The organism is Phytoactinopolyspora endophytica (genome assembly GCF_004138495.1).
Taxonomy (GTDB): domain Bacteria; phylum Actinomycetota; class Actinomycetes; order Jiangellales; family Jiangellaceae; genus Phytoactinopolyspora; species Phytoactinopolyspora endophytica.
In genome coordinates this window covers 166,101-184,690 of record NZ_ML142860.1, presented here as the reverse complement: position 1 = coordinate 184,690, position 18,590 = coordinate 166,101, and the positions used below count along the sequence as shown (strand labels likewise).

Annotated in this window: 16 protein-coding genes; 8 read left to right on the top strand and 8 right to left on the bottom strand. The window is 67.0% G+C overall.

Going from position 1 to position 18,590, the window contains the following annotated elements; all coding sequences use genetic code 11:
* The 4 genes from ELR45_RS22065 to ELR45_RS22050 all read left to right on the top strand — a co-directional run.
* Nucleotides 1–695: ABC transporter permease (locus ELR45_RS22065; RefSeq protein ID WP_205857032.1), on the top strand; the 695-nt coding region annotated here is incomplete at its 5' end.
* Complete coding sequence (locus ELR45_RS22060) at nt 692–1,564, top strand: ABC transporter permease (RefSeq protein WP_205857031.1); 873 nt, start codon at nt 692–694, stop codon at nt 1,562–1,564. The genes ELR45_RS22065 and ELR45_RS22060, both read left to right, overlap by 4 nt.
* A complete protein-coding gene (locus ELR45_RS22055; protein ID WP_165368004.1) occupies nt 1,561–2,379 on the top strand; it encodes an ABC transporter ATP-binding protein in 819 nt (272 codons plus the stop codon). Before ELR45_RS22060 ends, ELR45_RS22055 begins: the two co-directional genes overlap by 4 nt.
* Nucleotides 2,376–3,155 carry an ABC transporter ATP-binding protein gene (locus tag ELR45_RS22050; protein WP_205857030.1) on the top strand — a complete coding sequence of 260 codons (780 nt, stop codon included), beginning with the start codon at nt 2,376–2,378 and terminating at the stop codon, nt 3,153–3,155. The genes ELR45_RS22055 and ELR45_RS22050 overlap by 4 nt, the downstream gene beginning before the upstream one ends.
* A gap of 15 nt (nt 3,156–3,170) precedes the next feature.
* On the opposite strand, the gene ELR45_RS22045 is transcribed toward ELR45_RS22050, so the two are convergent.
* The 3 genes from ELR45_RS22045 to ELR45_RS22035 all read right to left on the bottom strand — a co-directional run bounded on the left by ELR45_RS22045 (nt 3,171) and on the right by ELR45_RS22035 (nt 8,885).
* Complete coding sequence (locus ELR45_RS22045) at nt 3,171–5,219, bottom strand: hypothetical protein (RefSeq protein ID WP_129668257.1); 2,049 nt, start codon at nt 5,217–5,219, stop codon at nt 3,171–3,173.
* Nucleotides 5,220–5,580: 361 nt separating this feature from the next.
* Nucleotides 5,581–6,756: an MFS transporter gene (locus tag ELR45_RS22040; RefSeq protein ID WP_129668256.1), complete on the bottom strand. Its 1,176-nt coding sequence runs from the start codon at nt 6,754–6,756 to the stop codon at nt 5,581–5,583.
* A gap of 32 nt (nt 6,757–6,788) precedes the next feature.
* Nucleotides 6,789–8,885 carry a DNA gyrase/topoisomerase IV subunit B gene (locus ELR45_RS22035; protein ID WP_240760030.1) on the bottom strand — a complete coding sequence of 699 codons (2,097 nt, stop codon included), beginning with the start codon at nt 8,883–8,885 and terminating at the stop codon, nt 6,789–6,791.
* Nucleotides 8,886–9,288: 403 nt separating this feature from the next.
* Here ELR45_RS22035 and ELR45_RS22030 point away from each other — a divergent pair, with 403 nt between their 5' ends.
* A complete protein-coding gene (locus ELR45_RS22030; protein ID WP_129668254.1) occupies nt 9,289–9,498 on the top strand; it encodes a DUF7455 domain-containing protein in 210 nt (69 codons plus the stop codon).
* A gap of 229 nt (nt 9,499–9,727) precedes the next feature.
* On the opposite strand, the gene ELR45_RS22025 is transcribed toward ELR45_RS22030, so the two are convergent.
* From ELR45_RS22025 to ELR45_RS22005, 5 genes are all read right to left on the bottom strand, one after another.
* Nucleotides 9,728–10,321: a rhomboid family intramembrane serine protease gene (locus ELR45_RS22025; protein WP_240760029.1), complete on the bottom strand. Its 594-nt coding sequence runs from the start codon at nt 10,319–10,321 to the stop codon at nt 9,728–9,730.
* A 198-nt stretch (nt 10,322–10,519) separates the two neighbouring features.
* Complete coding sequence (locus ELR45_RS22020) at nt 10,520–12,184, bottom strand: RNA polymerase sigma factor (protein WP_129668252.1); 1,665 nt, start codon at nt 12,182–12,184, stop codon at nt 10,520–10,522.
* An 87-nt stretch (nt 12,185–12,271) separates the two neighbouring features.
* Nucleotides 12,272–13,888, bottom strand: coding sequence for a SpoIIE family protein phosphatase (locus tag ELR45_RS22015; RefSeq protein WP_129668251.1), 1,617 nt, complete (start codon nt 13,886–13,888; stop codon nt 12,272–12,274).
* A 3-nt stretch (nt 13,889–13,891) separates the two neighbouring features.
* Nucleotides 13,892–14,464 (bottom strand): HhH-GPD-type base excision DNA repair protein, encoded by a 573-nt coding sequence (locus ELR45_RS22010; protein ID WP_205857029.1) that lies wholly within the window; start codon nt 14,462–14,464, stop codon nt 13,892–13,894.
* A complete protein-coding gene (locus ELR45_RS22005; RefSeq protein WP_129668249.1) occupies nt 14,464–14,913 on the bottom strand; it encodes a universal stress protein in 450 nt (149 codons plus the stop codon). The genes ELR45_RS22010 and ELR45_RS22005 overlap by 1 nt, the downstream gene beginning before the upstream one ends.
* Nucleotides 14,914–15,157: 244 nt before the next feature.
* Here ELR45_RS22005 and ELR45_RS22000 point away from each other — a divergent pair, with 244 nt between their 5' ends.
* The 3 genes from ELR45_RS22000 to ELR45_RS21990 form a co-directional block, all read left to right on the top strand.
* Nucleotides 15,158–16,483 carry a DNA polymerase IV gene (locus tag ELR45_RS22000; RefSeq protein ID WP_129668248.1) on the top strand — a complete coding sequence of 442 codons (1,326 nt, stop codon included), beginning with the start codon at nt 15,158–15,160 and terminating at the stop codon, nt 16,481–16,483.
* Nucleotides 16,484–16,488: 5 nt separating this feature from the next.
* The gene (locus ELR45_RS21995) at nt 16,489–17,175 is read left to right on the top strand and encodes a response regulator transcription factor (RefSeq protein WP_129668247.1); all 687 of its coding nucleotides are present in this window, start codon (nt 16,489–16,491) and stop codon (nt 17,173–17,175) included.
* Nucleotides 17,172–18,590 (top strand): sensor histidine kinase (locus ELR45_RS21990; protein ID WP_205857028.1); only part of this gene is annotated, 1,419 nt, incomplete at its 3' end. The genes ELR45_RS21995 and ELR45_RS21990, both read left to right, overlap by 4 nt.

The following is an 18,590-nucleotide window of genomic DNA, read 5'->3' as shown; positions in this document are numbered from 1 at the left end:
CGATCGTCGTCTCGGCATTGTTCGGTGTCGGACTCGGCCTCTGGGCGGCACTCAAACGACGCACGGTTGTCGACCAGATCATCCGTCTGGTCAGCACCGTCGGCATCTCGGTGCCCTTGTTCTGGATGGCACTCCTGGTCTACTACGTCTTCTTCTTCCAGCTCGGCATCTTCCCAGGCTCTGGCCGGCTCTCACCGACCCTGACTCCACCGCCGGACGTCACCGGCCTCTATACGGTCGACTCCCTGCTCGCGGGCGACCTCAACGCCTTCTCAGACGCGCTGAGCCATCTGGTTCTCCCGGCTTCCGTGCTCGGGCTGTATACGATCGGGCTCCTCACCCGTTTCGCCCGTTCGGCCGTACTCGAAGTGCTCGACCACGACTATGTCCGCGCCGCCCGGGCGAAGGGCTTGCCCGCCCGCACAGTCGTAACCCGCTACGTGCTGCGCGGCTCACTCGTGCCCATCATCACCGTGCTCGGTATCGCCTTCGGTTCCCTCCTTTCGGGCACCGTGCTCGTCGAGATCATCTACTCGTGGAACGGCATCGGGCAGTATTCCTATGCCGCCGCCACCCGCCTCGATCTGCCCGCCATCATGGGCGTCGGCCTTCTCGTCGGAGTGGTCTACATCACCCTCAACTTCCTGGTCGACGTGCTCTACGGCCTCATCGACCCGCGGGTGAGAGTCTCGTGACCGCGCTCGACGCCGTGCGCAGACGCCGCCTGCGCGTGCCCGCCGCTCTGCGCACGCCGGTGGCCGTGGTCTCGCTCGCGATCATCGTCGCCTGGGTCGCCGTCATCGTTCTGGCTCCGGTGCTCAGCCCCGCCGGGCCCAACGCGCAGTCGTTCGACCGGCTCACCGCTCCGAGTGCCGAGCACTGGTTCGGCACCGACCAGGTCGGGCGTGATGTGCTCTCCAGGGTCCTGCACGGCGCCCGCGTGTCCATCCCAGTGGCGGCCATGCTGGTCGTGGCGTCGCTGGTAATCGGCTCGATACTCGGAGCGATCGCCGGCTACTTCGGCCGCGTGGCCGACGAGGTGATCATGCGGGTGGCGGATCTCGTGTTCGCCTTCCCCACGATCATCCTGGCCATGGTCGTCGCGGCAGTCCTCGGCCCGAGCCTCTCCAACGCGGTCATCGCGATTCTCGTCGTCTCGTGGCCGCCTTACGCCCGTGTCACCAGGTCCCTCGTGCTGAGCGCACGGCAGGCGGAATACGTGATCGCCGGTCGCCTGCTGGGCAACGGCCCGTTCACCTCGCTCTCCAAAGACGTGCTTCCCAACGTGGCCGCGCCGGTCGTGGTGCTCGCAACGCTGGACGTCGGTACGGCGATCCTGTTGCTCTCCGGGTTGTCCTTCCTCGGACTCGGCGCGGTCCCGCCGACGCCTGAGTGGGGCGCCATGGTCTCCGACGGCGTGCAGCAGTTCTCGTCGTGGTGGATCGCCGGTTTTCCGGGCTTGGCCATCATGAGCATCGTCCTGGCCTTCAACCTCCTGGGAGACGTGCTGCGTGACTCGCTCGACCCGCACACCGCCGAAACAGTGAAGGGACGGGCCCTGTGACCGCGGACGACAGTGGACTCCGCATTCGTTCGCTGCGCGTGACCATTGGCCGCGACGATGCCGAGAACGACATCCTGCGCGGTATCGACCTCGAGGTTCCCGCCGGTCAGGTCACCGGCCTTGCCGGTGAGTCGGGCTCGGGCAAGACCATGACCGGCATGTCCGTCATGGGCTTGTTACCCGCCGCCGCGCGGGTCAGCGGGCAGATCCTGTTCGAGGGCACCGACCTGCTGGAGTTGAGTCCCGCACGGCTGAACGCCTACCGGGGCTCCCGTATCGCCATGGTTTTCCAAGACCCGACGGCGAGCCTGCATCCCATGCTGAGCATCGAGGGACAGCTCACCGACCATTACCGGTCCCACACCAAAGTCTCGAAGGCGGCGGCCCGGAAGCATGCGCTCGAGGTGCTCGAGAAGGTTCAGGTTCCCGACCCCGAGATCGCGTTGCGCAAGTACCCGCACCAGTTCTCCGGCGGGCAACTACAGCGCATCGCGATCGCCTCGGCGCTCATGTGTTCACCATCGGTGCTCATCGCCGACGAACCCACCACCGCGCTCGACGTCACTGTACAGGCCGGGCTGCTGCGCCTGCTGCGGCGACTCTGCGACGACCTCGGGCTCGCCATCCTGCTGGTGACACACGACCTCGGCGTCATGTCATCGCTCGCCGACCGCATCGCCGTCATGAGGAACGGCGAGATCGTTGAGGCCGGCGACCGGTACCAAGTGATCACAGCGCCTACGGACCCCTACACGCGCTCGCTTATCGATGCCCTCCCTGCAACACAGACGACAGGACCGGAGGCGACCCCGTGAACGTCCTGCTCGAACTCGACGACGTCCGTGTGTCTTACCGGCAACCCGGCCGCGGGCGTATCCAGGCGGTGCGGGGTGTGAGCCTGAGCCTCGGTGCCGGGACCGTGCTCGGCCTCGTCGGCGAGTCCGGGTGCGGCAAGTCGACGATCGCGAAAGCGGTGTGCGGCCTCGTGCCCATCGACGACGGGTCGATCACCTTCCGTGGGGAGCCGGTGCGCCGCCTCGGGCTGCGCCGCCGAGATCCGCACGCCATGCGCATCCAGATGGTCTTCCAGAATCCGTACGCCTCGCTCAATCCGCGCCGCACCGTCGGCAGGCAGATCGAGGACGGGCTCCGGGTGAACCCCGACCAGGCCGCATGGAGCGTTGCGAGCCTGCTGGAGGAGGTCGAGCTCGAGCCGGCCTGGGCTTCGCGCTATCCGCACCAACTGTCCGGCGGTCAGCGCCAGCGCATCGCCATCGCGCGAGCCATCGCGTCCGGCCCCGACGTGCTCATCGGCGATGAGCCGATCGCCTCTCTCGACGCTTCTTTACAGGCCAGGGTGGCCCTGCTCATGCGCAAACTCGCACTCGCAACCGGTGCCGGCCTGCTCTTCATCAGCCACGACCTTTCGGTGGTACGGGTCATCGCCGACGAGGTGGCAGTGATGAACGCCGGCGAGATCGTGGAGCAAGGCCGGGTACAACGCGTCTGGGAGCACCCGGAAGCCGCCTACACCCAGCGCCTGCTGGCGGCCATCCCTGCTGTTGATGGGCTCGGGCGCCTGCCCGGATGATCGGCCGGAGCAGCTTCATGAGAGCTCGCTGTGCACCTCTGCGAGCAGGTCGATGGCGTCATCGTCCAAGCTCTCATTCGTGCCGGCGCGGACCATGGTGAGCGTCAGCCCTTGCCCGGTCACGCCGACATTCCGATACATGCCGCCCATGACGTCTGCGGCCCAGGAGCACACTCCCTCGTCGGTGGTATTCGTCGCGTCGTCCTCGACGTCACAGTCGCGCTCCTTCGCCGGCCGCGCAGTGAAATTCGCTGCGACCAGATCACCGGTCGATACCTCGATGCGGAAGTTGCTCGCGACCTGGCAACTGCTGAAGACCGATCTCGATTTCCCGACAGCGTCAGCATCTTCTGGCGTGCCAGGCACGATCGGTCTGCCCTTGCGCGGCTCGACGACCTCGCTGACCACGTCGCGAACCGTGTCACAGTCCAACGAGACGGCCTCCCCGCTGTCATCGTCGATATCGTCCCGTGGTCTCCCGCCTGGATCTTCGAGCCGGTTGCAGAAGTCGTCGATCGTGTCGCCCGAAAACTGAATCCATACGTCTTCTCCTGCGTCATTGGCCAATGCGACGGCGACCGACTTCGCAGATTCAAGCTCTTCCACGCTGACCGGCGTCGATCGGTCGGCCGCTCCGTCCCGGACACATTGACAGTCCTCCGCGGAGCAATACCACTGTTCGAAAGGGGCGTCGCCCGGGTCGACGCCGGGCGCGGTGAACTGCTGCGAGCGGTTCTTACCGCTTCCGTTCCATTGAACGGCGCCATGTCCGCGGGCCGTTACCGTGAAGACTTCCGCTGACGAGTCCGTGACTACCAGGCGCCCGCGGACCACTCCCGGCGTCCGATCCCCGTCGCGGGTCAGCTCTGGGCCCCCACCTGCCGATATGTCTCCGAGCTGGGGCACCGGCGGCGGGTCGAGATCTGGCAGGCCAGGCCCCCTCACCTGCCAGATCTCCCCCATCGACGAGTCGTGGAAGAAACTCGCCGCCCACGTGCTCAACAAAGACGGATCGCTACGATCCACCAGGATGGTGAAGGCGTCATCGTCGTCGATCGCGCTCGCGAGGTAGGCATCGTCGAGCACGCCCCAGATCCTGCTTGCGTCTGCGCGCTCCGCGATGTGGGAGTAGAAACCGACCGCGTCGTAGCTGAGCTCGTACAGCGACCTCGTGGTGGGAGCCGCTGCGCTGTCTTTCTCGGACCAATCGAGGTAGGTCACCCACCAGGTGTCCTCGGTGAGGAGGTCTTCGAATCGCTGCTGCGCGTACCAGTTCCCGGCCCACTGGGCGGTGCCTTCCGAGATCCAGCTCGGGACACCGGCCCTCAAATGCCGCGCACCGATGACATCCCCGCCAGCGCGCCGTTCAGCGACGCCGAACTGGTGGCAGTGGTACAGCTCGTGCGCGACGATGCTGATGAACTGGCGAAACTCGTGTTCGTCCCCTGACAAGCGAAGGTCAGTGCCGAGCGGGTAGAAGGTGACCACACACGCCGACGCCCGTTCTGGGTCACCGGGAGCCCCAGGCGCTGCCGCTGCCGCTGCCGCCGCTCTAGGATTCTCAGATTTCGCAACGGCGCTGACCCGAACCGTCAGCTCGTCCGGCATCAGGATGCCGGACCGTTCCGCAAAGTCATTCTCAATGGCCTCGACGATCGGCCGCAGCTCGTCCTCAAGATCCACGTCGCGGTCCGTATCGTCGAGGTCGCCTACAGGCGCGGCTCGCACGGGTGCCGCACCTCCCAGCGGCCGTCGAGTACCGGCCCCGCGCTCTTGTCCGTACACCTCGAGATGGAAAGCGTCCTGCTGCGCCTCGGTCAGCTCGTCCCACTGGCCTAGCATCCAGACCACAGCGGGTGTACCCGACACCGTGCCGATGTCACCCGTTTCGGCGGCGGTCCCGCCCGGAATCGGTGCGATCAACGTGGCGAAGGCATCCAGCGCCAGCTGCGTGGTCACGCCCTCGTCCAGCCGTCGCTCGTGCAACGCGTCCCACGCCGTCGGCTCGTCGGATACCGTCCGCTGGGGCCACGCCGAGCCGGTGGCCGTCGGTCCTGGCGTCATCACCTCATGAGGGGTCGACTCTGGTGTCACCGCCTCATGAGGGCTTGGCTGACGAGCGTCCGACGGAGTCTCGTCATCTGACCTCTGCCCCACCGCGACGATTATGAACGCCCCAACCGCTACGGTCACGACGGCGATGCCGAGGGCTAACCATCGTCGCCGCAACCCCATAGCCGGCCTCCGCCATGTCGATCTTCGTTGGGCGTCATTATGTCGTCAGAAAAGACAGCGTGGGAAGGGCCGCGGATCCGCTCGCCGTCGGCACGCTACTGTAGTCCGCCCGGCCGGCTAGTGCGTCTCGCCGCCGGCACTCATGCTCGGAGTCATATCTGATGTCGCCCCCGAGCGTGACCTCACCGGCTCACGCCCGGTTCCCGTAGCGGGGGATCCAGTAGCCCATGGCCAGCGCTGCCAGACCGGCGACGCCGCCCATCGCCAGCACTGCCGGAGCCAACGCCGCAGCCGCCGTGATCGCGCTGATCACCAACGGTCCTGCTCCGTTGCCCATGTCGGCGCAGAGGCGCCAGGCCCCCAGGAACGTGGCACGGCTCGCCGTCGGCGAGACGTCGGAACCGATGGTCATGATGATGCCGCTGCCCATGCCGTTGCCCAACCCCATCCCCAGCGCGACCGCAGTCAGGGCGGCCGTGCTGTGGGCTAGCGGTAGGACCAGGTGCGCCAGCCCCAGTACCAGCATCGACGGCACCACGACCCAGCGGCGGCCGAGCCGGTCCATGGCCATCCCGGCCGGATAGAACAGCAGCATGTCCACTGCGCCGGACAGGCCGAAGATCACGCTGGTGGTCGCGGGATCCAGACCGATGTGATCAGCCCACAGCGGCACGACGACCTGTCGCGACGCCCGGACGGCTCCCACCATCAGCGCTCCCACTCCGAGCGTCCGCAGCACCGGGAGGTGCCGCCGGATGATCTCAGCGGTGCTGTCGAGGCCGACCGGCGTCGTCGACGCCGGAGCCGGCGGTGCGGGCAGTGCCAGCAGCAGACCGGCGGCCAAGGCGGCGGCGACCAGGTGCACCCAATAGGCGCCGTCGGTGCCTGTCCAGCTCATGACCCCTGCGCCGGCGAACGGCCCGATGAACATCCCGATCCGTTGCGTACCGCCTAGGGTGGACAACGCCCGGGCACGCAACGGGAACGGCACGACCTCGGTCAGGTACGCGTGCCGTGCCAAGCCCCAGACCGACGCTGCCATGCCGAGGATGGCGATCGCCAGGGCCAGCACCCAGACCGTCGTCGCGACGATGCACATCACCAGTGCGCCCGCGGACACAGCGGTCGCCAGGAGCATCGCCCGGCGCTCGCCCACCCGTACCGCCAGCATGCCGGCCGGCAGGTCGCCGGCGATCTGGCCGATCCCCAGCATCGCGACGACCAGGCTGGCGGTGGGCACCGAGGCGCCGAGATCGCGGGCTGAGAGCGCGATGACGGGGGCGATGGCGCCTTGACCGATGCCGAACAACAGCGACGGCAGGTACACCGACGGTCCTATGGACCACAGACTGATCTGTTGTGACATCGGCTCTCAGTGTGCCAGACGAAGCAGATCGCTCAGGTGTCGATGCGCTCGCGGTCCAGCTCCGCCGCACCCGCGACGATGAACTCCTTGCGGGGCGCGACCTCGTTGCCCATGAGCAGTTCGAAGACACGCTCCGCGGCTTCAGCGTCGGCCGCGGTGATCCGCCGCAGCCGACGCTGGCGCGGATCCATCGTGGTCTCGGCGAGCTGATCGGCGTCCATCTCACCCAGGCCCTTGTAACGCTGTGGCGGCTCCTTGAACCGGACACCCTTGCGCTGCAGGTCGAGAGTCACCCGCTGCATCTCGGCGTCGGTATAGGTGTAGATGTACTTGTCCTGCCCCTTCTTGGGGTTGATCAGCTCGAACCGGTGCAACGGTGGCACCGCGGCGAACAGCCGCCCGGCCTCCACGTACGGACGCATATAGCGGAAGAACAGCGTGATGAGCAGAGTCCGGATGTGCGCGCCGTCCACGTCGGCGTCGGCCAGGATGATCACCTTGCCGTAGCGCGCTTGCTCCAAGGCGAATGTACGGCCGCTGCCCGCGCCCAGCACCTGGATGATCGCCGCGCACTCGGCGTTCTTCAGCATGTCGCCGACGGACGCCTTCTGCACGTTCAGGATTTTGCCGCGGATCGGCAAGAGTGCCTGGAACTCGGCGTCACGAGCGGAACGACCGGTGCCCAGCGCCGAATCTCCCTCGACGATGAACAACTCGGAACGGTCAAGGCTGGTCGAACGACAGTCCACCAGCTTGGTCGGCAGCGTGCTGGTCTCCAGCGCGTTCTTGCGCCGGACGGTCTCCTTGTGCAGCCGCGCGGCCACCCGGGCCTTAGCCGCGGAGACCACTTTCTCCAGCACCGCCGCGGCCTGCGGCTTCTCGTTCCGCTTGGTCGAGGTCAGGAACGCCTTCATCTCGCGCTCCACCACACCCGCGACGATCGAACGCACCGCGGACGTTCCTAGGACCTCTTTGGTCTGCCCTTCGAACTGCGGCTCATCCAGCCGAACCGTGACCACCGAGGTCAGACCTTCGAGGACGTCGTCCTTCTCGATCTTGTCGTTCCCGGCCTTCAGACGTCGCGCATTCGCCTTGACCTGGTCCCGCAGCACCTTGATCAGGCCCTGCTCGAAGCCCGCGACGTGCGTGCCGCCCTTGGGTGTGGCGATGACGTTCACGAACGAGCGAGAGACGGTGTCGTAGCCGGTGTCCCAGCGCAATGCGACATCCACCTCGCAGGTGCGCTCCGTGTCCTTGGAGACCAGCTGACCATCGTCGTCGAGAACCGGTACCGTCTCGCGGAACACGTCGCGACCGGTCAGCCGGAGCACGTCGGTGACCGAGGCGCCCGGGCTCAGGTACTCGACGAACTCGCTGATCCCTCCGTCGTGGCGGAACTTCTCCTCTACCGGCGTGTCTCCGCGCTCGTCGCGCACCACCAGCTCGAGACCCGGGATCAGATACGACGTCTGCCGCGCACGCGAGACGATGTCGTCCCATTCGTAGTCAGCGTCCCGGAGGAAGATCTGCTTGTCCGCCCAGAACCGCACGCGCGTGCCGGTGATGCGCTTGGCCACCTTCCCGGCGATGCGCAGCTCCGAGTGGTCGGTGAACGGCCGGAACGGTGCGTCGGGTCCCTCACCCGAGTACTCCCCCGGCTCGCCCCGGCGGAACGACATCGCATGCGTACGACCATCTCGGTCGACCTCGACATCGATGCGTTGCGACAGCGCATTCACGACGCTGGCGCCGACGCCGTGCAAGCCACCCGTCGCCGCGTAGGAGCCACCGCCGAACTTCCCGCCCGCGTGCAGCTTGGTGAAGACGACCTCGACACCCGATAGACCGGACTTGCTGTGCATGTCGACCGGAATGCCACGGCCGTTGTCGCGTATCTCAGCCGAACCATCGGCACGAAGCACCACGTCGACGCGGTCACAGTAACCGCCGAGTGCCTCGTCGACCGCGTTGTCGATGATCTCCCACAGGCAGTGCATCAACCCACGAGCGTCAGTGGAGCCGATGTACATGCCAGGCCGTTTGCGGACCGCTTCAAGTCCTTCGAGCACCGAGAGATGGCGCGCGGTGTAGTCACTGCCTCGGCCGGTCGCTGCGGTCTGCCCGGTCACGGCGCGATCCTCCTTACGTCGCTCGTCCGGCGCACGATCAACGCCGGCCGTTGCCAGCATAGTCCCGGACCCAGTCAACTCCTGACTGCCACGCTGCCGAAGGTCCTGGCGTCGGAGACGGACATCGCCCCAGACGGCCGACCGGGACCGTCACCACACAGCGGGAACGGCCGATGGATGCATTTTGAGACAAATCATGTCATTATATGGACACGGCAACGGGGCCGTGGAAGTTCGCCACCCATCACGTGTGGTGAGTATCACGCACAGATCTGTACGCGTAGAGCGAACCATCCCGTGGCGCGGTACAGGGAACTTCTTTAGGTGATTTCATGTTGGTACGGATGCATGACATGACCACCCGTACCCCGGAGTGGCCCGCCGATTAGGAAGGTGCGCGACCGTGACAGCTACTCTCGCGACCAAGCCGTTGAACGCTGCCGACCGCTGCGACAGTTGCAGTGCACAGGCTTATATCCGCGCAGTGCTCGATCAGGGAGAACTCCTCTTCTGTGGCCACCACGGCCGCAAGTTCGAGGCTAAGCTCCGCCCCAAGGCGCTGGAGTGGCACGACGAGACCTCTCGACTCACCGAGCAGCCCTCGGAGAGCTGAGCGAGACTCAACCGAAGGCGACCTGTCTCAGACGTACCGACTCCGATTCATGGGAGCCCGGCACAGAGCAGGTCGCACAGAACTGGGGCCGTCGGAGGAATGAGCGGGTCCGGGCGCCTGGAGGGCAAGGCAGAGGAGTCAAGCGCACCGAGGTCGGTGCGTCGAGAACACGACAACGCCGCCAGCCAGGTTGCCCGGGCACGCCAGCCCGGCGGCTTCGCCGTTCGCGCTACCCGCGCGCCGGGGCCCGGTCTCGTCGTAGCACGAATGCCATCAGCAGTCCGGCGAGCGCGCCGAAGAGATGCCCTTGCCATGAGATGCCTGTCTGGCCCGGCAAGACGCCGACGACGAATCCTCCGTACATCAGCACCACGACAACTGAGACCAGAATGCTCAGCACCTTGCGCGTGAGTACACCCCACGCGACGAGGAAGGCCGCGAAACCGTAGACGAGGCCACTGGCGCCGATGTGGTTGGTGTTGGCACCCGCTACGAGCCACGTTCCCAACCCGCCGAGCAGTGCCACACCGACGGTCACCGGCCAGAATTTCTTGGTCGTCAGCGCGACCAGGCTGCCCAGTATCAAGAACGCGCCGCTGTTGGCGATCAAGTGGTCGAAGCCACCATGCAGGAACGGCGCCGTCACGACACCGACCAGCCCTTCGGCGCTGCGTGGTCTGATGCCGTACTGGTCGAGATCCACGCCGGGCAGTAGATCGACGATCTCCTGCGCCCACATCAAGGCCAGTATCCCTACCACGGGGATCAAGGCCACCAGCGGGGACGGCGTGCCCCGTCTTTCGATCTGGCCAGGCGAACTCACATCTACCACCTTATGTGCGCTCAACGCTGATGTACACGCCACGCCCAACCCGTCGTCCATCGGACCCGCCGACGGTCTTCGGGAGGTGGGATAAGGGTCTCCCCGGCTCTAGCCCAACCGGGCCCAGGCCGACCGAGACCGACACCCCACGCGACCCGCGCCGCCGCGGGAGACGTCCGAGTGGCCGCCCGCTCAGGGTCAGTCCAGGTAGTCCCGCAGGACCTGAGAACGCGACGGGTGCCGGAGCTTGCTCATCGTCTTGCTCTCGATCTGCCGGATCCGCTCACGCGTGACACCGTAGACCTTGCCGATCTCGTCCAACGTCTTCGGCTGCCCGTCGGTCAGGCCGAAACGCATCGAGACGACGCCGGCTTCACGCTCCGACAGCGTATCCAGCACCGCATGCAGCTGCTCCTGGAGCAGCGTGAACGACACGGCCTCAGCCGGGACGATGGCCTCCGAGTCCTCGATGAGGTCACCGAACTCGCTGTCGCCGTCTTCACCGAGCGGTGTGTGCAGCGAAATCGGCTCACGGCCGTACTTCTGGACCTCGACGACCTTCTCCGGCGTCATGTCCAGTTCCTTGGCGAGCTCTTCCGGCGTCGGTTCCCGGCCGAGATCCTGCAGCATCTGCCGCTGGACCCGTGCGAGCTTGTTGATGACTTCCACCATGTGCACGGGAATCCGGATGGTGCGTGCCTGGTCCGCCATAGCGCGGGTGATGGCCTGCCGGATCCACCAGGTGGCGTAGGTGGAGAACTTGTAGCCCTTGGTGTAGTCGAACTTCTCAACGGCGCGGATGAGACCGAGGTTGCCCTCCTGGATGAGATCCAGGAACAGCATGCCGCGGCCGGTATAGCGCTTCGCGAGCGACACGACGAGACGCAGGTTGGCTTCGAGCAGGTGGTTCTTCGCCCGGCGGCCGTCCTCGGCGATCCAGCTCAGCTCGTTCACGAGCTTCGGGTCCATGTCCTCGGACTCGGTGGCCAGCTTCTCCTCAGCGAAGAGCCCCGCCTCGATCCGCTTCGCGAGCTCGACCTCCTGCTCGGCGTTGAGGAGCGGGACCTTGCCGATCTGCTTGAGGTAGTCCTTGACCGGGTCCGCGGTGGCTCCCGCGACGACGACCTGCTGCTCGGGCTCATCGGTGTCGTCGTCCTCGGAGAGAACGAAGCCCTCTTCCGTCAGCTCGCTCAGCTCCGGCTCGTCACCGGCCACGGCCACGGGCAGGTCCCCTGCGGCAGGCTCGGCCACGTCAGCCTCCGTGACAGCCACATCAGCCTCGGTCACGGCCACGTCAACCTCGGCCACGTCAGCCTCGGGCACGTCGATCTCGGTCACGGCGTCGTCGGGCTCGGCGACAGCGGTATCCGCTTGCCCGGCCCCTTGACGCGCCGTTGTCGCTCCGGCGTCGGCCGGCGTAGGCGCCGTCACAGCCGCCGCGTCGGAGGGCTCGTCTCGAACTGCTGCCGCTGGAGTTTTCTTCACCGCAGTCTTCACAGATCCCTCGCTCTTCTCCGCTGCCTGCTTACCCTTTTTCTTGGATGTCGTGGCCTTCACCGGCGTCCCGCCTTTGTCCGCTGGTGCGGTCGCCGTCGCCGAGGTACGACGCGACGTCGCGGCCACGACACGCTTGCCAGAACTCCTCCGCGAGTCCGCGGCCGCAACCTCGACAGTAATACCTGTCGACTTCAAATGCTCGACAACGATGCGGCTTTCCTTCATCGCCAGCTCGGCAGCCTCGCACGCCTCGCGCACGTCCTGCGCGTTCACCGAGCCAGACTCCTGGCCTCGTGTCACAAGCTCTTGTACAGGGGGCAGCTCGAGGATCCGGGCGTGCTTGGAACGGGACGGGCTAGACGACACGAACAACCTCTCGTTCAGGCGGCTGGCATGTGGTGTGGAGCAGGGCAACACATCATTCTGACATGACGAACGTACTTCCCGTTCTCCCTAAAGTTGGCTGGGGCGGCCAGTGGCGTAGCTCACAGATGCTTCCCACCGTAGCGCGAGAATCGTGAGATCGTCGGATGCACCCGCCGTACGTAACCGTTCCACCACGCTGTCGAGCATCGTATCCAACGCGGCCGCCCGCTGCTCTTCCAGGCAAGCGAGCAGCTCACCGACGCCCTCCTCCAAACCACGGTTCCGGCTCTCCACCAGTCCATCGGTGAACGCCAGCAATATCTCACCGGGCTGAAGCTGGATGCTGCGGGTGAGCCGGGGCTCCGGCACACCGATGGGCGTGGTGTCCACGCCGCTGTCGACCAGCTCGATCTCACCCGTCGGCGGTATGCGGACGAGCGGCAGGTGTCCGGCGTCCCCGAGATGCACCACACCGACGGCGAGATCGACCACCAGATACACGACGGTCGCCATCTCGACCGAGCCGCCCCCCTCGACCAGGCGGTCGAGACCGGCCAGCACCGCGGCGGGGTCCGGGTCGGCCAGCGCGAGAGCCCGCAGCGCGGCACGGACCTGCCCCATTCCTGAAGCGGCGGTCAGCCCATGCCCCATCACATCGCCGACCACCACGGAGGCGGTTCCGTCCGGCAGCTCGAACGCGTCGTACCAGTCGCCACCGACCGCGTCGGCGGAACCAGGAACACTGCGGGCTTCCAGCTCCAAGCCCTCGATGCCGGGAAGAACCTGCGGCATAAGGCTCTCCGTCAGCGATGCGGTGGCGGTCCGCTCCTGCTCGAACAGCTTCGCGCGTTCGAAGGCGACCGAGCACTGCTGAGCGACCGCGCGCAGGAATCGGCACACTTCGGATTCGAAGGGCTGCTCGTGGTCGAAGGCGAATCGGACCACGCCGAGCCGACCGGTATCGGTCGACAGCGGCAACACCGCCCACGACCGCTCCTCGGTGTGGTCGAGGAAGTCCAGGAACCTCTCATCGGGGTACTCCTGGCGAGCCTGCTCCATCGACCCGAGAAAGACCGGCCACCCCGTCCGCACCACTTCCATCACCGGTGTCTCAGCGCCCTCCGGCCAGTCGGACGCGTACGGACCTTCCAGCTCGACCGCTCGGTTGCGCTCCCCGATCAGCGTGATGGCGGTCCAGGACGCGCCGATCGTCGCACGACCGATCACCGACACTGCAGTCGCCACCTCCTGCACGGTGACCGCCTCGGCGAGCTCTTCGGCCACCTCCAGCAGGCGTGCGTTCCTTGCCCTGCTATGACGCAGCGCCGACAGCGCACTGCGCTGAGAGGTGTCGTCGACGACGAACATCGCCACCTCGCGGCGCTCGCCCTCGTCGACCAGATACCAGGTTGAGCGCAGATAGGTGACGCTCCCGGCCACCGGCGTGGCCGGCTCGTCGGTCTTCAGAGTCTCTCCGGTACGCAGTACCCGATCGATCATCGCCTCGGTATGCGCAGCCAGCTCGGGCGGCAGCACCTCGGAAGGGCGCCTGCCAAGGTGCTCGGCGATCGCCTTACCGGCCCGTTCCGCGAGGAACGCGTTGACGGCGAGGTAGCGGTTCTGTTCGTCGAAGACGGCGAAACCAACGGGTGCATCGGCACCTGCCAGTACGCCCAGCAGCCGCTGGGCATCCGCTGGCCGCACGGCCTACCCCTTCGCTCTACGTTTGGCTTCTCGTTTGAATGCACGTACCTGGGTCAGCGAGTCTGCATCGACGACGTCGGCGATGGACCGAGTAGAGCCATCCTCCCCGTACGGACCCGCCGCCTCACGCCAGCCCGTCGGCCGCACCCCGAACTGCTTGCCGAGGAGGGCGAGGAGGATACGTGCCTTTTGGTCACCATAGCCTGGCAAGGCCTTCAGCCGGGCGAGCAGCTCCGCGCCGGTGTCCACATCCCGCCAGATCGTCCCCGCGTCGCCCTCCCAGCTGGTGGCGACATGAGCCGCCAGCGCCTGGACGCGGCCCGCCATCGATCCCGGGAAACGGTGCACCGCAGGCTTCTGGGACATGAGCTCCGCGAACTTCTCAGCATCGTGGTCCGCGATCGCCGCCGGGTCGAGTGAGTCGACACCCAGCCGGCCGGCGATCGTCGCCGGGCCGGCGAAGGCCCATTCCATGGGAACCTGCTGATCGAGCAGCATACCCACCAGCAGTGCGAAGGGATCACGGGCAAGCAGCTCGTCAGCGGCCGGGTCCCCGGACAGATAGATGTCGGTCATCAGGTGGTGCCCCCTCTGTTCTCTCTGGCCACCTCGCCCACCCTGTCATCGGCGTCCTCCGCTTTCACGGCCAAGACCGGACAGGGCGCATCAAGCAGGATACGCTGCGCGTTGCTGCCGAGGATGAGTTTGCCGACCGGACTGCGCCGTCTGAGCCCGATCACGATGAAGTCCGCACCCGAGTTCTCCGCCGCCGCGATCAGGTCCTCGGCGACGTCGACATCAGGCGCCGATGGACGGACCTCGGCATCGATTCCGGCATCGCCGAGCTGCTTTCGCACGAGGTCAAGCTCGGCGTTCGGCTGCTCAGGTCCGTCGGCGCCAGCACCCGTATGCTCGGAATGGACCACGACGAGTCGCACGCCCCGCAGTTTCGCCTCTTCCGCGGCACGCCGCAATGCGGCCCGGCCCTCGGGCTTCGGAACGTAGCCCACAACGATGGCGCTCATCGTGTCTCGCCTTCCCCTGAGTCGACGCTGGCTTCGAGGCCCCTCGAACGGACTCCAGCGAACCTACCGTGGCCCGCTAGGTGCGACCGAGCCTAGCGCGGCTTAGAGGCCGCGCGAATAGGGGCGCCGGTGAAACGAGCGAGGCATCCGCGCCCGAGCTGCAAGGCCGAGGAGGGAGGCGCACACGCACGGGCCTTCCATGGCATCCTGAAAGCGTGCCTGTGGCCTCTGCTGGTGCGCTCAGGTGACCGTCCGGGCGGAACCCAGCGTGCTCCACCTCGACCTGGACGCATTCTTCGCCGCCGTCGAGCAGCGAGACAAACCGTCGTTGCGGGGCCGGCCGGTCATCGTGGGCGGTCTCGGCCCGCGCGGGGTCGTCTCCACCGCCTCCTACGAAGCCCGGGCGTTCGGCGTCCGTTCCGCGATGCCCATGTCGGAGGCGCGTGCGCGGTGCCGCCACGCGGCCTTTCTCACGGGCCGTTTCACGGCCTATCGTATGGTCAGCAAGATCGTCATGGACCAGCTCCGGGCGCTCTCCGACCTCGTCGAGCCGCTGTCCCTGGAAGAGGCGTTCGTCGACCTGGCGGCCGGCCGGCACTCAGATCTCTCCCCCGCGGGCGTGCGGGCCATCGGAGAACGGCTGAGAACCACCATCCGCGCCAAGACCGGCATCACCGGCAGTGTAGGGGCGGCGACGTCGAAGACGCTGGCGAAGGTGGCGTCGGAGCAGGCGAAGCCGGACGGTCTCGTCGTGGTGGATCCAGGTACAGAACTCGACGTGCTGCATCCACTGCCGGTCCGGGCGTTGCCGGGTGTCGGTCCCGCGACGGCGGCCCGGGTGGCGAGACTGGGCGTGAAGGTCATCGGCGACCTTGCCCGGATCTCCGAGACCGAGCTCGTCGACCTCCTCGGAGAGGCACACGGAAGATCCCTGTTCCGGCTCGCGCACGGGTACGACGATCGCAAGGTCAGCTCCGAGAGAGCGTCGAAGTCGATCAGCGTGGAAGACACCTTCGACCGCGACGTCACCGATCCGGCACTGCTCGCCGCACTCGTTCATCGCCTGGCGGACCAGGTCACCGAACGGCTCGTCCGTTCCGGCCATTCCGCTCGCACCATCACCCTCAAGGTCCGGCTGCACGACTTCACCACCCTGTCCCGCTCGGCCACTCTCCCCGGGCCCACCGACGACGCGCGATCGATCAGACGACTCGCCGGGCAACTCCTCGATGAGATCGAGACGGCGGGCGGCATCAGGTTGCTCGGAGTGGGTGTGTCCGGACTCTCCGACTGGGTCCAAGACGATCTCTTCGCCGCCGATGAGCAACCGGAACAGCCGCCCGCCGACCACAACACCGAACTCGACCTGGCCGTCCACTCCGGCGTGCGCTGGGTGCCAGGGCTGGATGTCGTTCATACCCGGTACGGTCCAGGCTGGGTTTGGGGCAGCGGGCTCGGCCGGGTCACGGTGCGCTTCGAGACCGCCGACACCCCGCCTGGTCCGGTCCGTACCTTCGCCGCCGATGACCCCGAACTCTCAGGTGTTTCTCACGTCGGCGAGGCACACTGAACACTATGAATGTACTTGTCGTCGACGACGACCGCGCAGTCCGCGAGTCGCTGCGGAGGTCGCTGGCGTTCAACGGCTATCAGGTCCAGCTCGCCGAGGACGGCGAGTCCGCATTGCGCTATGTCAGCAACCAGCAGCCGGACGCGGTCATCCTCGACGTCATGATGCCGGGCCTGGATGGCCTCGCCACCTGCCGCGCCCTCCGGGCGGCCGGCAACGACGTGCCGATCCTCATGCTCACCGCGCGCGACGACATCTCCGACCGGGTGTCCGGGCTGGACGCGGGCGCCGATGACTACCTTCCCAAGCCGTTCGCTCTGGAGGAGTTGCTGGCTCGGGTCCGTGCGCTGTTGCGCCGCTCGACACCCGCGGGCGCACCAGAATCCGCCGCCCTTCAACTCGGCGACCTGAGGCTGGATCCAGTGACCCGCGATGTCACCCGGGGCGACCGGCCGCTCAGGCTCACCCGAACCGAGTTCGCCTTGCTCGAGCTGCTCCTGCGCCACCCGCGGCAGGTACTCACCCGGGAACGGATTCTCGAGGACGTCTGGGGCTACGACTTCCCCACCACCGCGAACTCGCTCGAGGTATACGTGGGGTACCTACGGCGCAAGACCGAGACGTCAGGTGAACCCCGGCTGATCCACACGGTGCGCGGCGTCGGCTACGTCGCCCGGGAGGATCCGCCGTGACAAGCGAAACCACCAGTGGAGGCGGCGAGAGACCCGAAGCGGGAAGTCCGCCCCCGCCGCCTCGGTCCGACGCCGGGCGGTATGGACCACCGCCGCCACCCACACCTGGCACCGACCGGTTCGGTACCAGCGATTCCGGAACGAGCGACTCCGACACCGGCGACTCCGATACCGGCGGCGAGCCGGACACGGATGGGGTCGGCGGCACACAGAGTGCTGCGCCACAGACATCCGGATTCGCGCGCCGTGTCCGCAGCCGCCTGTCGCTACGGACCCGGGTGGGTGCACTTGCCGCTCTCAGCGTCGGCTTGGCAGTCGCCCTGACCGCGCTGGCTGTCTACTTGACCGTCTCCACGCAGCTGGTACGCAGCGTCGACGACAGCCTGTATCGGCGCGCCGCCGATACGCTGCAGTCCAGCCTCGGCCCTTCTTCTCTGGTGCAGATCCCGTCCGACGCCTTCCTCGCCAGCGAGATGCGGATCGCCTACCTCAGCGAGAACGGACGAGAGGCATGGAGCGCCCGGGGCGAGGAGAGCGCCCCACCGCTCGGCGATCCGGAGGTCACAGTCGCGCGAGGTGAGGCGGAGACCAATGTCCGAACGGCCGAGCTCGACGGCAAGACCTATCGAGTCGTCGCGGTTCCGGCGGGCGATGGCCTGGCGTTGGTGGTAGGCCAGTCGATGGCCCAGACCGAGTGGATCCTCGACCGGGTGCGGGTGGTCTCTCTCCTCGTAGGCGGGTTCGGCATCGTCATCGCCACCTGGGCCGGCCTGTCCGTCGCCCGTGCCGGGTTGCGTCCCGTCCGGCGTCTCACGGAGGCCGCCGAGCACATCGCACGCACACAGCGGCTAGACCCGATCGAGGTTGAAGGCAGCGACGAGATCGCGCGGTTGGCGTACTCGTTCAACGAGATGTTGTCGGCGCTCAACGAGGCTCGTGCCCGCCAGGCGCAGCTTGTCGCCGACGCCGGGCACGAGCTGCGCACGCCCCTCACCAGCATGCGCACCAACCTCGATCTACTCGCCCAGAGCGACCGGGAGGGTGGCGGGCTGCCTCCCGAAGATCGAAGCCAGATCATCGACGACGTCCGGGCGCAGGCGGAGGAGCTCTCACAGCTGATGGGCGACCTGGTGGAGCTCTCCCGGGAGGACCCTCCGAGAGAGTCCCGCGAGCATCTCGACCTCGCCGACGTGGTCAGGGACGCCCTGACCCGGGTCCGTCGGCGGGCCCTGGGCGTGACGTTCTCCGCAGACCTGAAACCGTGGACGGTGCACGGCGACCCGCAGATGCTGGGCCGCGCGATCACCAATCTGCTGGACAACGCTGCCAAATACAGCCCTCGGAACGGCACGGTCAGGATCACGCTCCGCGCCGGTACGCTCGAGGTCGACGACGAAGGGCCGGGGATCGCCGAC